Origin of the sequence: Gordonibacter massiliensis (ex Traore et al. 2017), assembly GCF_019731765.1 — a bacterium.
GTDB classification, from domain to species: Bacteria; Actinomycetota; Coriobacteriia; order Coriobacteriales; family Eggerthellaceae; genus Gordonibacter; species Gordonibacter massiliensis.
Map to the genome: position 1 here is coordinate 57,481 of NZ_JAASIO010000012.1, position 13,232 is coordinate 70,712.

Here is a 13,232-nt window from a genome sequence, read left to right on the forward strand (position 1 = left end):
GGGAGGCTCATCATGAAAGCTTTTCTCATCGATTTGGATAAGTGCGTGGGCTGCCACGACTGCCAGATAGGCTGCAAGGACGAGCATGTGGGCAACGACTGGTCACCTTATGCGAAACCCCAGCCCGAAGTGGGCCAGTTCTGGCTCAAGGTGAACCAGTACGAGCGCGGTGCCCGCCCGCACGTGAAGGTCACCTACATGCCCGTGATGTGCAATCACTGCGAGAACGCGCCGTGCATGAAGGCTGCCAAGGACGGCGCGGTGTACCGCCGCGAGGACGGCCTCGTGCTCATCGACCCGGTGAAGGCGAAAGGCCAGAAGGCCATCGTGGAGGCCTGCCCGTACCATGCCGTCTATTGGAACGACGAGCTCAACATCCCGCAGAAGTGCACCGGTTGCGCGCATCTTCTCGACGGTGGCCATCCCATCAGCGTGCCGCGCTGCGTTGACAACTGCCATGTGGACGTCATCACGTTCGGCGAGGAAGCGGACCTCGACCTCGACGGCACCGAGGTGCTGCATCCCGAGTGGGGCACGAAGCCACGCGTGTTCTACCGCGGCCTGCCGAAGAAGTTCATCGCCGCCACGGTGTACGACCCCGAAACCAAGGAGGTCGTCGTCGGCGCGACGGTGACGGCAACGGGCGAGGGCGGAACCTTCACCGCCACGACCGACGACTGGGGGGATTTCTGGTTGCGCGGCCTCCCCGATGCCGATTGGATGCTGTCCATTGAAGCCGGCGGCAAGACGAAGTCGCTTGAGGTAAGCACGATGGAAAAGGACTTGGGTCTGGGTGATGTAGCCCTGGCGTAACGATGCTGGCCGGGCGGCTTCGAAAGGAGTCGCCCGGCCGGGAAACTAGAGGCGCCCGAAACGGTAGGCGAATGCGCGGTTGCGGGCGGATAGAGGTAGGAGCGAACCATGTGTTTCAGACCAGCTGAGGTATCGATGAAAAAATGCCCTCAATGCGGCAAGGTCAACAAGCCTGTCGCGAAGGTGTGCGAGGCGTGCGGAGCCGAATTGGAAAATGCAATCAAGGATTTCGACGCCGATCAGGCGAACCTTGATTCGGCGGCGAAAATCCCGAACGCCCCCAAAGTCCCTACCGCCCCCAAGGCTCCGGGGGCACCCCGCCCGTAACGACAGCGTCGAAACAGCAAAAACGTATCAATAAACCTAGTTAGCGTCTACGGACTAATCCTGCGAATGGAGGCCCCGTCATGTACGAGAGGCTTTTGAACAAGTACGCCATAAACCAGCTGGGCTACGTGGTAAACGACCTCGAGCAGGCGGCTCTTGCCCACTCGAGGCTTTTCGGATCGGGGCCGTTCGTCTATTTTTCCGCCCCTGAGCCCGAGAACACGGTCTTTCACTACGAGGAGGTGAAGAACACGGTCGACGTGGCCTACGGCATGTACGGAGATCTTCAGATAGAGCTCATCAAACCCACGAGCACCGATCCGACTCCCTACACCGTGCCGGGACGTTTGGGTTTCAACCACTTCTCGGTATGGGTCGACGATTTCGAAGGCGCCGTCAAAGACTTCGAGGATGCGGGATTCGAGGTTGCCATGCTCATGAAGTCGAGTGGGGGGCTGACGGTCGCCTACATCGACTGCCTTGACCTGTGGGGGCACTACGTCGAAATACACAATCCCCAGCCGTACCTGGTCGACATGTGCAGGAAGCTCGCCGAAGGGTGGGACGGGTCTAATCCGTTCCGAAAAATGGGCACGTGACGTATCTCGGGGCATCTTCGGATCCCCGGGCCTGTTCATCCAAAACCTTAAGGAGGGGTAATGGATACAGCAGATACCAAGAAAACGGAAGCAAAACAGGGAGAAGAGGGGAAAGCGGGCAACCCGTTCTTTGCGGCGCCGAAGAGCAAGAAGATGCTGACGCTCGTCGGCATCTACATCTGCCTGGTTGGTTGCATCTTTCAGTCCGCGACGGCATCGACGCTTCTGCCGATGGCAGCCAGGGAGATCGGCGGCCTTGACTACTACTCGCTGGCCAACACGCTCTCCGGTGCCGTCGGCGTTATCGCCATGCCGCTCTGGGGGCTTTTCGGAGCAAAGAACCCTGCCATCAAGAAGCCGTTGTTCGTCGTATCGATGGTGTGCGGCCTTGTGTGTTTGGTCGGCCGCGCAGTCGCGGGGGACATGACGTTCATGATCGTCGTATCGCTTTTCTGGGGCCTTCCCAGCGCCGGCCTCTACGTTATCGGCTATTCCATGATGCGCGATATGTACGATTCGAAAACGGCTGGCATGTATTTGGGCATTTGTGCGACCATGCAGTCCATCGGTATGCTCGCCGGACCCGTGGTCGGAGGATTGGTCATGGACTTCGCGAGCTGGCGTGCCGCTTGCGTGCTGATCGCGGTCATCATCGCGGTGGGCACCGTCATGGTGTTCTTCGGTGTCGGCGCGACGAAGCAACAGGCCGCCGGCATGGCCACCGCTACAGGTAAGTTCGACGCGCCCGGCTCGCTCGCCGTCGTCGTATGTCTTGGTTGCCTCATTTGCGGGCTCTCCCTGGGAACGAGTTTCCTTCCGTTCGGCAGCATGTCAAGCAACATCGTCTTCATCCTGGCCGCCGCGGCGCTCGTCGTGCTCGTCTTCGTGGTGGCCAAGAAGAAGGACTCCGCGGTCGTTCCGCTCAGCGCGCTCAAGAACCGCAACACGCTGCTCTTCACGGCGGGGAGCTTCTTCAGCATGTTTTCCAACATGGCCATATTCTTTTTCATCCCCATGTACGCCATCAGCGCGATGGGCTTGTCCGCCACCGAAGCCGGTTTGACCACGTCGATGCTCTCCATCGTCGGCCTGTTCATGGGCCCCATCCTCGGGCGCATGATCGGCAAGGCCGGCAACGCACGCGGCGTCCTCGCGGTCGGAAGCCTTCTGCGCATCTTGATCGCCCTTGCGCTCATGTTCTTCTTGGCACCTGATCTGAACATCTTCGTCTTGTACGTGATCTTGTTCGTCGGTGGGTTCTACAACGTCACCTTCGGCGTCGTGTTCTCCGCCGGCCCCCAGATCCAGCTGCCTGCCAAGATTCGCATGCAGGGTAACTCCGTCATACAGCTTGGCCAGAACTTCGGTGGCTCCGTCGGCACGGCGATCTACACGATCATCCTCGCGAGCTTCGGTGTTGTGGCCGGCATGCCGATCGCGTTGACGATTTCCGCTGTTGCGGCGGGCGTTGCGCTCATGTGCTCACTGTTCCTCAAGAAGCTCGAAGGCCAAGAGCAGGGCTGAGGGCTTACCCAGAATGCAGGCGTGGATTGCCGCGCCTGCTGGAATCCGCTTGAAAAAACGGCGCCCTTGAAGGGGCGCCGCCACCCTTCGTTTCGCATGGCCGCCATGCCGTGCGAAAGCAAGTCAGGATGTTTTCAGAAAGGGGTATCACTATGGATGGCTCAATGAAACAGCTGATCTTCAAAACAAAAGGCGAAGTGGAATTAACGGAGGTTCCCATTCCCTCGTACGGGGACGACGGCGTGTTGGTCGAAGTCGCCTACGCCGGCATATGCGGCTCGGACGTGCACGGCTTCACCAAAGGCGGCAGGTACGGCGGGTTGGGCGACGGCTCGAAGTTCGGGCACGAGTTCGTCGGCACCATCGTCGAGGTTGGCGCGGACGTCGAGGATTTGGCTTTGGGGGACCGGGTATGGATCGACCCCACCTTCAGCAACACAGATCCTCGTTTCTGTTGCATGGCGGGCGGTTTTGGCGAGTACTGCGGCACCTACAAGGCGATCAAGGACGAAACGGTCTTCGTCATCCCCGACGAGGTCCCGCTTCGCAGCGCCGCGCTCATCGAGCCGTTCGGCGTCGCCGTGCACACGAAGAACCGCGGCGGCGTGCAGGCGACGGACAACGTGCTCATGTGGGGTGCGGGGCCTATCGGCCTCATGGGATGGGCGGCCATGCGGCACCAGGGTGTCGAGAACATTTTCATTGCCGAGCAGATGCCCGAGCGCATCGAGTTCGCACGCAACCTAGGGGCCGATGTATTCGACAACACCGAGAAGAGCGCCATCGATTACGCAGGCGAGAAGTTCGGCATCGTCAGCATCAATTCCTATGAACGAGCGAACGTCGACCGGTACCTCGATTACGTCGGCCTCGGGGCCCTCATCAACGAGTACATGGAAAACGGCCGCTGCAACTCCACGTTTGCCACGCTCGGCCTCGATTCGCGCCCGATCACCATCAACCCTGCCGAGTTCATGAGCAAGCAGTTCACGGTAACGGGCTCACGCGCCTATGCGCCAGAGGACATAAAGGAGGTCATCGAGGTGCTCCAGGACGGGGCCGTCGACATCGCGTCGATCATAACCTCGGAGTTCACGCTCGACCAGGCGATGGAAGCCTTTGAGACTGCTTGCGATAAAAACAAGGGCATGAAGGTCATTTTCAGGATAAACGGCGAGTAGCCGTTAAAGCGATCCAGCAGCTTCCTCGGCGGCAAGGGGAGACCACTCGTTGAGGGAATGCCGGATCATCGAGAAAGGAAGAGAAATGACACTAATGGGAAAACTCCAAGTCGTAACGGGCGGCACCTCCGGAATGGGTCTGGCAAATGCCATCGAGCTTGGCAAATTCGGCCCCGTGCTCGTCGGTGGGCGTAGCGAGAAGCGCCTGGAAGGAGCTCTCGAGCAGTTGAAGGCGGCGGGTGTCGAGGCCTACGGCAAGACCTGCGACGTCTCCGATGCGGGCTCGGTCGAGGAGTTCGCCCAATACGCCCGAAGCCTCGGCGATATCGGCAGCGTCGTCAATGCGGCGGGCGTCGATTGGGAGGGCGTCACACCCGATATGATCATCGACGTCAATATGAAGGGCGTCGTCAACACCACCGAGACCTTCCTTCCTTATCTTGACGAAGGCGTCATGGTCCATTACTCCTCCATCACGGGCTATTTCTACACTCCCTTCGCTGAAGACCTTGCCGTCTGGAATGATCCGACCGCCGTGAATTTTAGGGAGAAGTGGAAGGCGGCGGTGGCCGCCGGAGAGCATCCGAAGCCGAGCTTCCTCGACGACGGCTACACGTACTATGCCGGATCAAAGCGCTTCGTCATGTACTACACCATGGCCAACACGGTTCGGTTTGGCAAGAAGGGATCCCGCATCTTCTCTATCGCCCCGGGCTCCTTCGACACCCCGATGCTGCAAGGGGGCAGCACAGACAAGGCGAGCATCGCCGAGAGAACCGCGTTCAAACGCTTCGGAACTCCGGAGGAGATGGCGGATCTCGTTGTGAAGCTCATGGGTCCCGGGCACGACTACCTGACGGGATGCGACATCATCATGGACGGCGGAAAGTACGCCATGTCCGTTGTCAAACAGCTCGATTAAACGAACCGGCCCCGCTCCTCGGAGGGGTGGGGCCTTCCTCGGGAGGCGAAAATCCTTCCGCGGCGAGCGGCTGCGGGAGGGGAAGGGGCCGCTATGCGCGACGAGAATCTGTTTGCAGTGTTCGTAGAGCCCCTCTCGGAGCCGGGCCTGGAGAGCCTGCGGAACCTCGAAGGCTCCGATGTGCTGGCGGTCGGCGCCGTCGGAGGGGAAAGGGACGATCGCGACATGGGAGTTGTGGCGGGAATCGGCCCGACGGGGTTTCCCGTCGAGGACGAGTCGAGCTTCCTCGACGTGCTCGGCCACGTGGGCACAGACGTGGTCGTGGACTGCGCGGGCGATCTCTGCCGGACGGCGCCACTGCTGAAATCATGCCTGCGCTTGGGCATTCCCACGCTGATCTGGGTGCCAGCAGGGGGCTTTAGGGGCAGCGAGCTCATGAAATTGGAGGAGCTTGACGATGTCGCCATGGAAGAGAAGGTCCCGGTCGCGTTTTTCGAAGACCCGAAGGACATTCAGACGGGCATCGCAGCCGCGCTGTCCGGGCCATGCGGCATCGCCCCTTTCCAACTGTATTAACGCACCTGAACGATTCGATATCGCGGGTTGCCGGCGAAGCCGTCGACGCGGACGAACTTGCTAACCACTGTGGGCTTTTATACGCAGGCTGGAGAAAAAAGGAGGATGATTATGCGTATCGGTATACCGAAGGAACCTTTCGAAGGGCAAACCCTGGTCGCCGCGTCGCCCGACACCGTCGCCAAGCTCATCAAGCTGGGCTACGAGGTTGTCGTCGAAAGGGGAGCGGGCGCTCGCGCCGACTACTTCGATGACCAGTACCTCGCAGCGGGTGCCGGGATCGTCGAGAAGGAAGAGGCGTGGGGCTGCGACATCGTGACGTGCCTGGACACGCCGCCCGCCGAAGAGCTCTCCTTGATCAAGGAAGGGGCGGTGCTTCTCGCGCGCATGAACCCCGGCGCCAACCCGGAGCTCGTCGGGCGGCTTGCCGCCATGAACGTCACAGCGCTGGCGCTCGACATGGTGCCGCGCATTTCACGCGCCCAAGCGCTCGACGTGCGCTCTTCGATGATGAACGTGGCGGGCAACCGCGCCGTCATCGAAGCCGCCAACCGCTTCGGGCGCCTGTTTGCCGGCCAGGTCACGGCAGCAGGCAAGGTGCCGCCCGCCAAGGTCTACGTCATCGGCGTGGGGGTTGCGGGTTTGGCGGCTATCGGCGCTGCGGGTTCCATGGGCGCCGAAGTGTCTGCCACCGATGTGCGGCCCGAGGTCGCCGACCAGGTTGAATCCCTCGGCGGCACCTTCGTCGAGATACCCGTCAAGCAGGAGTCCTCGGACGGCTATGCGAAGGAGCTGGCGGACGAGCAGCAAAAAGCGGTTCTCAAGGTCTACGAGGAGCAAGCCGCCAAAAGCGACATCGTCATTACGACCGCCCAAGTCCCGGGCCGCCCGGCCCCGCTTCTGCTCACCGCTCAGGCGGTTGCGGGCATGAGGCCCGGTTCCGTCATCGTGGACATGGGCGCTTCCGAGCTGGGAAGCAACTGCGAGCTTACCCGGCCCGGGGAAGCCTATACGACCGAAAACGGGGTCACGATCATCGGCTACGGCGATCTGCCGAGTCGGCTTCCAGGGCAATCCTCGCAGCTTTTTGGGCAGAACGTCGTGAACCTGTTCAAGCTCGTCACTTCGAAAAAGGACGGCGAGCCCGTGTGGGACGCGCAGGACGAGGTCGTCCGCGGCATGATGGTGACCGTAGAGGGTAGCGTTATGTGGCCGCCGCCTCCGGTGAAGGTGTCCGCCGCCCCGCCCGTTCAGGCTCCACCTGCCGAGGAGCCGAGAGAAGCGGTCGAGGCGCCCGCTTGGAGGAGATGGTGGTGGAAGATAGCTTTGGGCGTTCTGGGCGTGGCGCTCGTCGTGACGGCTCCTTCCGAGATGGCGGGGCATTTCATCGTGTTCGAGCTGGCGGTCGTCGTGGGCTTCTACGTCATCACGAGCGTGACCCACACGCTCCACACGCCGCTCATGTCGGTGACGAACGCCATCTCGGGGATCATCGTCGTGGGGGCCATCCTGCTCATAGGATCGAGCAATCCCCTTGTGGCCGCCCTGTCTTTCATCGCCATGGTCATCGCCAGCATCAACGTGTTCGGCGGCTTTCTGATCACCAACCGCATGCTCAAGATGTTCGAGAGGAGCTCTGAATAATGGATACCTTCCTGCTCTCGGGCTTCAACGCCTCCGCCGAGGTGCTCGACGCCCTGACGCGTTTCCAATCGCTTGCCTACATTCTAGCGGCGCTTCTGTTCATCTTGGCCCTTGCAGGCCTGTCCAAACAAAAGACCGCCAGGCGAGGCAATACGATGGGCGTTGTCGGTATGGCGATCGCGCTGATCGCCACCGTGGCGGTTTCGGTATTCCAAGACCAAGAGGCTGCGGTTCTTACCATCGCCTTAATTTTAGCCGCAGTCGTCATCGGCGCGGCGATCGGCATATGGAAGGCCGCCAGGGTTCAGATGACCGCCATGCCCGAGCTTGTCGCCATGCTCCATTCGTTCGTTGGCGCGGCTGCAGTGCTCGTGGGCTTCAACTCGTTTTTCACCGAACCGGGCATGGCGGGAGACGCGTCGAATGCGTTTCATATGGGCGAGGTCGGGCTGGCCGTGTTCATAGGCGCAGTGACGCTCACCGGGTCCATCGTGGCCTACCTGAAGCTCTCGGCGAGGATATCGGGCAAACCGCTCACGCTTCCCGGCCGCAACGCCATAAACCTGGTCATGCTCGTCGCCTGCATCGCGCTGATCGCTTGGGCGATCAACACCACCGGGGTCGGGGAGGGGTTGGTGCCCCTGTGCGTTCTCACCGCTGTCTCGCTCGTTCTCGGCGCCCATTTGGTCCTCGCCATCGGCGGCGGCGACATGCCAGTCGTGGTGTCGATGCTCAACTCCTACTCCGGCTGGGCCGCGGCCATGGCCGGTTTCACGCTGGGCAACGACTTGCTCATCATCACCGGCGCGCTGGTCGGTTCGTCGGGTGCGTATCTGTCCTACATCATGTGCCAGGGGATGAACCGTTCCTTCGTCTCGGTCATCCTTGGCGGTTTCGGCGGCGACGCTCCTGCGAAGTCCGGCGAGGCTCGGGATTACGGCAATCACACGGAAACGTCCCCCGACGAAGTCGCACAGCTCCTCAAGGAGGCTAAGCGCGTCGTTATCACGCCGGGCTACGGCATGGCGGTTGCCCAAGCGCAGTATCCCGTTGCCGAGCTGACGCGCAAGCTCATCGACATGGGCGTCGACGTCCAGTTCGGTATCCACCCCGTTGCCGGACGTATGCCGGGGCACATGAACGTGCTGCTGGCCGAGGCCAAGGTTCCCTACGACAACGTGTTCGAGATGGACGAGATCAACGACGAGTTCGGCGAGGTGGATGTGGTTCTGGTCATCGGAGCCAACGACACCGTGAACCCCGCTGCCGAAACCGAGTCCGACTCTCCCATCGCCGGCATGCCGGTTATGCGGGTGTGGGAGGCGGGCAAGGTCATCGTGTCCAAGCGATCCATGGGCAACGCCGGTTACGCGGGCGTTCAGAACCCGCTGTTCTTCAACGACAACACCGACATGTTGCTCGGCGACGCCAAGGTTTCGGTGGAGGCCATCATCGCTAACCTTTGAGGGTCCCTTCTTCCGCATGGTGAGGGGAGACGGGCATTGATGAATGCCGGGGAGGTTGAACGTTCTTTCCGACCTCTCCGAATGGAAGCAACGGTGCAGGAGGTGGTTTCGCTATGGCAACGGCAGGTCTGGGAAATTTTTTAATTGATGCGCGAAAAGACGATGGGATCGAGGCTGCTCGAATGAGAAAGAGGCTTCAGAACAAAGTCGCCATCGTCACGGGTGCCGGAAACGGCATGGGCCGTGCCACGGCCCAGCTCTTCGCGGATGAAGGCGCCCATGTGATCGCTGTCGATGTGCGAAAAGACGATCTGGCCCAATGGTATGGGGTGCGCAACGTCGTTCCGCTCGATATCGACGTTACGAGAATCGAGGACTTAGAACGGCTGGCGACTGAAACGAGAAAACGTTTCGGACGGCTCGATGCGCTGTGCAACATCGCCGGCATCAACGATCTCAACTATCCGCTCTTAGATACTGACGACGAACGTTGGGATAAGGTCATTGACGTCGACCTCAAGGCCCCGTTTCGCCTATGCCGTTGCGTTGTCCCCTTGATGCTCGATACCGGCGGCTCCATCGTCAACATCGGGTCGTACGCGGCCCTGCGCGGCAACCACGGCGTGAGCTACACGGCCGCCAAAGCGGGGTTGGAAGGGTTGACGAGAAGCATCGCCTTCGAATTCATGGACAAGGGCATCCGCTGCAACATCGTCCATCCGGGAGGGACCCGCACCGATATCGGCGCCCATTCCGGCGGCGCATACCATGCGGATGGCAAACGTCTGTCAAGCATCGTGGCCGCCATGCCGCAAGGGTGGTTCGGAGATGCGGAAGACATTGCGCGAACCTGTCTCTTCCTATGTAGCGACGATGCCAGCCACATCAACGGGGCAGTGATATCGGTGGACGGCGGGATGAGCTGCTGCTGAGGTCGTTCCGTCGAAGAGGTGCGACAACGCAGTTTTGCCCCGGAAGAATCAATCAGCGTTATTCGTTAAGGGGGGAGGAGTTATGGAAAGCGAATTAAAGCAGGGAAGTCCGGCTTCGAAGAGCACGAATCCATTCATGGCGGCTCCGACAGCGAAGAAGACGATCACGCTCGTTGGCATTTACATCGCCGTTGTCGGATCCATTGTCCAATCGTCGACGCTGTCTACGTTGCTGCCGGTGGCCGTCGGCGAGATCGGAGGTCTCGACTACTATTCGTTGGCGAGCACGCTGTCCGGCATTGTAAGCGTCGCCGTCATGCCCTTATGGGGCTATTTGGGGGCCAAGAATCCGGCTATCAAGCGGCCGCTGTTCACGGCATCTCTCCTCGTCGGAGCCGCGGTCATCTTTGCTCGCGCTCTCGCGCCGACCATGATGGCGCTCGTCGTACCGTCGACGCTGTGGGGTTTCGTTTCCGCCGGCATCTTCGTGCTCGGCTATTCGATGATCCGCGACATGTACGACCAGAAGAAGGCGGGCACCTATCTTGGGGCGTGCGGCACCATGATGGCCATCGGCATGCTGGCCGGTCCCGTGATGGGCGGATTCATCATGGACGTCGCCAGCTGGCGGATCGTCTGCCACGTTATCTGGCCCATCCTGCTCGCGGGCGGACTTATGGTGTTTTTCGGCGTCAAGGCAACCAAGGAGGAGACGGCAGGAATGGCCAGCGCGAGCGGCAAGTTCGACACTTCGGGCACCATTGCGGTCGTCGTGTTTTTGACGGCCCTTATCTCTGCGCTCTCGCTGGGAACGAGCTTCGCCCCGTTCGGGGGCATGGCCAGCAACGTCTTGTTCGCCGTCGCCCTCGTCGCCCTCGTCGCCCTCGTTCTGGTAATCCGCAAGAAGCAAGGAGACGCCATCATCCCGGCAACGGCTCTCAAAAACCGTAACACCTTGAGCTTCGGCATCGCGAACTTCTTCTGCATGTTCTCGAACATGGCAGTCTTCTTCTTCTTGCCCATGTACGTAATCACGGTCATGGGGCATACGGCCACCGAGGCGGGGCTCGTCACCACCGTGTACTCATTCGTCGGCTTGTTCCTCAGCCCCATCCTCGGCCGCATGATCGGCAAGGCGGGTAACGCGCGCGGCGTGCTGTCGTTCGGCTGCATCATGCGCATCGTGGTTGCGAGCGCTCTTCTTTTGTTCGTCGCTCCCGACGCCAACATATTCGTCATCTACGTCATCATGGTTGTAGCCGGTTGCTACAACAGCGTGCAGAGTTCGGCGTTCTCGGCCGGTCCTCAGATCCAGCTGCCGGCTGACATCCGCGTTCAAGGCAACTCCATCATCCAGGTGGGGCAAAACTTGGGCGGTTCCATCGGAACAGCCATCTACACGGTTATCTTGGGTGTGATGGGCGTTGTCGACGGCATGCCCGTCGCGCTGACGGTGTCCATCATCACTGCGGCGTGCGCGCTCGTGTTCGCTCTGCGGCTTAGGAAGCTTGCGGATTGATCGCGACCTTGCGTCCTGATTGAGATCGCAAGGGTGTTCCCGGGAACACCCTTGCGAGGATCGCCGCTCCCTCTTCTTGCAGGTATTGTCACGAAACCGGGTATCGTTCGGATGCTCCGTTGTATCCGCGGATTTTCCGGTACAATACGCAGCGAAGCTGACTTCGCGAGGGAGACGCATGAGCATGATCTGTCCTAATTGCCGATCTGACAACAAAGAGGGCGCCAAATTCTGCAACGAGTGCGGGTTTCCGCTGACGGGGCGCATGGCCGCCGTGGCCGCCGCCTCGACGAGCGACGCGACGCTGCGCTCGATAGCGGACGGAGGGCCCGCCGACGAGGAACCCGTCCTCGACGCCCCTTCGGGCGACGCGGGCGCCAAAGACGCGGAGGCGGAGCCGGAGGCTCCGGAGGCCGCCGGATCCGAAGAGGGCTCCCGCGAAGACGACGTCGCCGAGCCCGAGCCCGAAAAGGACGCCCCGGTTCGCCCCTCGCAGGGTTCGGGACCTCTGGACCCCTCGCGCTTGCCGGTCATAGGCCTGGCGGGCGTCGACGTTGACGAGGACGGCAACGAGTTCGATTTCGGCGACATCGACGACGCCGATGCGCAGGATGCCCGTGCGGACGCGCCGAGCGCCGCGGTCACGGCCGATCTCTCCGGCCTCGACGAGTGCCTCGTCGATCCGGGCTACACGCCGCCCCAAGCGGCCTGGCGCTCGGGCGGCACCATGGAGATGCCGCGCGTCGAGGGCAAGGCCGCCCCGAAGCAGAAGGAGTTCCGCGCGCCCGACCCGCGCGAGAAGAAGCACGGCCGCGGCCGCGTGGTGGTCATCGTGCTCGTGCTGCTCGTGCTCGCCGCCGCGGCGGCTGCCGGCGTGACGTACCAGATGGAGATGTGGGGAGGCAAGATCGTTCCCGACGTGACGGGCATGACGCGCGCCGACGCCACCTACCAGCTGGAGGGCAAGGGATTCACCGTGCGCGCCACGCAGGTGAAGTCCGACGAGACGGAAGGCCTCGTGCTGCTCACCGACCCCGAGGCCGGCTGGCGTGCGGAGAAGGGCACCGAGGTGGTCATCCACGTGGCGGTGTCGCGCACCATTCCCGACGTGGTGGGAAAGCCGAGGGAAGAGGCCGCCAAGCTCCTCGAGGCCGAGGACTTCGAGCGCGTGACGTTCGTCGAGGAGAAATCCGACACGGCCGAGGGCACCGTGCTGGCCGTGAGCCCCGAGGCGGGCGAGAAGGCCAAGGCCACCACGAACGTCACCGTGACGGTGGCCGTGCCCTTCACGGTTCCCGACGTGGCCAACCAGACGCTCGACGCCGCGAAGGCCGCGCTCGAGGAGGCCACCTACGTGCCCGACGTCGCGTACTACTACACCGAGGACGTGCCCGAGGGCACGGTCGTCGGCACGAACCCCGCCGCCGGAGAGAAGCTGGCCTCCGGCTCCACGGTGACCGTGAACGTGGCCAAGTCGCGCGCGAGCGTGCTCGTGGCCGCGGCCAAGGACTACCTCGGCAGCGTCGGCACCATCTCCCTCGGCGGAACGACCTACGAGATCGTCTCGGTAGACGGCGTGGAGTACACCGCGTACAACCAAACGTCGTTCACCGTCACGGCGGCCGCCGTGACCACGCTCGACGGCGAGACGGTTCGCGGCTCGGCCAAGCAGAAGAGCGGCACCATCGTCTGGGACGACTCGAACAACATCGTGAGCATCTCCTAGGGC

12 protein-coding genes are annotated in these 13,232 nt (G+C 61.8%); all 12 read left to right on the plus strand.

All coding sequences use genetic code 11. From position 1 onward, the window contains the following. The first annotated feature begins 12 nt into the window (after positions 1-12). The 12 genes from HCH03_RS12545 to HCH03_RS12600 all read left to right on the plus strand — a co-directional run bounded on the left by HCH03_RS12545 (position 13) and on the right by HCH03_RS12600 (position 13,229). Complete coding sequence (locus HCH03_RS12545; protein ID WP_221689773.1) at positions 13-813, plus strand: 4Fe-4S dicluster domain-containing protein; 801 nt, start codon at positions 13-15, stop codon at positions 811-813. Positions 814-921: 108 nt separating this feature from the next. Further along, a complete protein-coding gene (locus HCH03_RS12550; protein WP_221689774.1) occupies positions 922-1,140 on the plus strand; it encodes a zinc-ribbon domain-containing protein in 219 nt (72 codons plus the stop codon). An 80-nt stretch (positions 1,141-1,220) separates the two neighbouring features. Next, the gene (locus HCH03_RS12555) at positions 1,221-1,739 is read left to right on the plus strand and encodes a VOC family protein (protein ID WP_080143101.1); all 519 of its coding nucleotides are present in this window, start codon (positions 1,221-1,223) and stop codon (positions 1,737-1,739) included. Positions 1,740-1,799: 60 nt separating this feature from the next. Beyond that, positions 1,800-3,263 (plus strand): MFS transporter, encoded by a 1,464-nt coding sequence (locus HCH03_RS12560; protein WP_221689775.1) that lies wholly within the window; start codon positions 1,800-1,802, stop codon positions 3,261-3,263. A 164-nt stretch (positions 3,264-3,427) separates the two neighbouring features. Continuing rightward, entirely contained in the window at positions 3,428-4,444 is a 1,017-nt protein-coding gene (locus HCH03_RS12565; RefSeq protein WP_221689776.1) for a zinc-dependent alcohol dehydrogenase, read from the plus strand. Positions 4,445-4,493: 49 nt separating this feature from the next. Then, positions 4,494-5,366, plus strand: coding sequence for an SDR family NAD(P)-dependent oxidoreductase (locus HCH03_RS12570; protein ID WP_221689777.1), 873 nt, complete (start codon positions 4,494-4,496; stop codon positions 5,364-5,366). Between the two features lie 93 nt (positions 5,367-5,459). After that, entirely contained in the window at positions 5,460-5,942 is a 483-nt protein-coding gene (locus HCH03_RS12575; RefSeq protein ID WP_221689778.1) for a hypothetical protein, read from the plus strand. Between the two features lie 111 nt (positions 5,943-6,053). After that, entirely contained in the window at positions 6,054-7,586 is a 1,533-nt protein-coding gene (locus tag HCH03_RS12580) for a Re/Si-specific NAD(P)(+) transhydrogenase subunit alpha (RefSeq protein ID WP_221689779.1), read from the plus strand. Beyond that, positions 7,586-9,052: an NAD(P)(+) transhydrogenase (Re/Si-specific) subunit beta gene (locus HCH03_RS12585; RefSeq protein ID WP_221689780.1), complete on the plus strand. Its 1,467-nt coding sequence runs from the start codon at positions 7,586-7,588 to the stop codon at positions 9,050-9,052. The genes HCH03_RS12580 and HCH03_RS12585 overlap by 1 nt, the downstream gene beginning before the upstream one ends. A 113-nt stretch (positions 9,053-9,165) precedes the next feature. Then, on the plus strand, positions 9,166-9,984 hold the full coding sequence (locus HCH03_RS12590; protein ID WP_221689781.1) for an SDR family NAD(P)-dependent oxidoreductase: 819 nt from the start codon (positions 9,166-9,168) through the stop codon (positions 9,982-9,984). 82 nt (positions 9,985-10,066) lie between these two features. Next, entirely contained in the window at positions 10,067-11,503 is a 1,437-nt protein-coding gene (locus HCH03_RS12595; protein WP_221689782.1) for an MFS transporter, read from the plus strand. Between the two features lie 178 nt (positions 11,504-11,681). Further along, positions 11,682-13,229 (plus strand): PASTA domain-containing protein, encoded by a 1,548-nt coding sequence (locus HCH03_RS12600; protein ID WP_246600014.1) that lies wholly within the window; start codon positions 11,682-11,684, stop codon positions 13,227-13,229. Positions 13,230-13,232: the final 3 nt, after the last annotated feature.

What these genes read in the sequence shown, in the direction of transcription:
- HCH03_RS12595 (WP_221689782.1), top strand. Translation starts at nt 10,067, where the DNA reads ATGGAAAGCGAATTAAAGCAGGGAAGTCCGGCTTCGAAGAGCACGAAT.
- HCH03_RS12545 (WP_221689773.1), top strand. Translation starts at nt 13, where the DNA reads ATGAAAGCTTTTCTCATCGATTTGGATAAGTGCGTGGGCTGCCACGAC.
- HCH03_RS12550 (WP_221689774.1), top strand. Translation starts at nt 922, where the DNA reads ATGTGTTTCAGACCAGCTGAGGTATCGATGAAAAAATGCCCTCAATGC.
- HCH03_RS12565 (WP_221689776.1), top strand. Translation starts at nt 3,428, where the DNA reads ATGAAACAGCTGATCTTCAAAACAAAAGGCGAAGTGGAATTAACGGAG.
- HCH03_RS12580 (WP_221689779.1), top strand. Translation starts at nt 6,054, where the DNA reads ATGCGTATCGGTATACCGAAGGAACCTTTCGAAGGGCAAACCCTGGTC.
- HCH03_RS12560 (WP_221689775.1), top strand. Translation starts at nt 1,800, where the DNA reads ATGGATACAGCAGATACCAAGAAAACGGAAGCAAAACAGGGAGAAGAG.
- HCH03_RS12590 (WP_221689781.1), top strand. Translation starts at nt 9,166, where the DNA reads ATGGCAACGGCAGGTCTGGGAAATTTTTTAATTGATGCGCGAAAAGAC.
- HCH03_RS12600 (WP_246600014.1), top strand. Translation starts at nt 11,682, where the DNA reads ATGAGCATGATCTGTCCTAATTGCCGATCTGACAACAAAGAGGGCGCC.
- HCH03_RS12575 (WP_221689778.1), top strand. Translation starts at nt 5,460, where the DNA reads ATGCGCGACGAGAATCTGTTTGCAGTGTTCGTAGAGCCCCTCTCGGAG.
- HCH03_RS12555 (WP_080143101.1), top strand. Translation starts at nt 1,221, where the DNA reads ATGTACGAGAGGCTTTTGAACAAGTACGCCATAAACCAGCTGGGCTAC.
- HCH03_RS12585 (WP_221689780.1), top strand. Translation starts at nt 7,586, where the DNA reads ATGGATACCTTCCTGCTCTCGGGCTTCAACGCCTCCGCCGAGGTGCTC.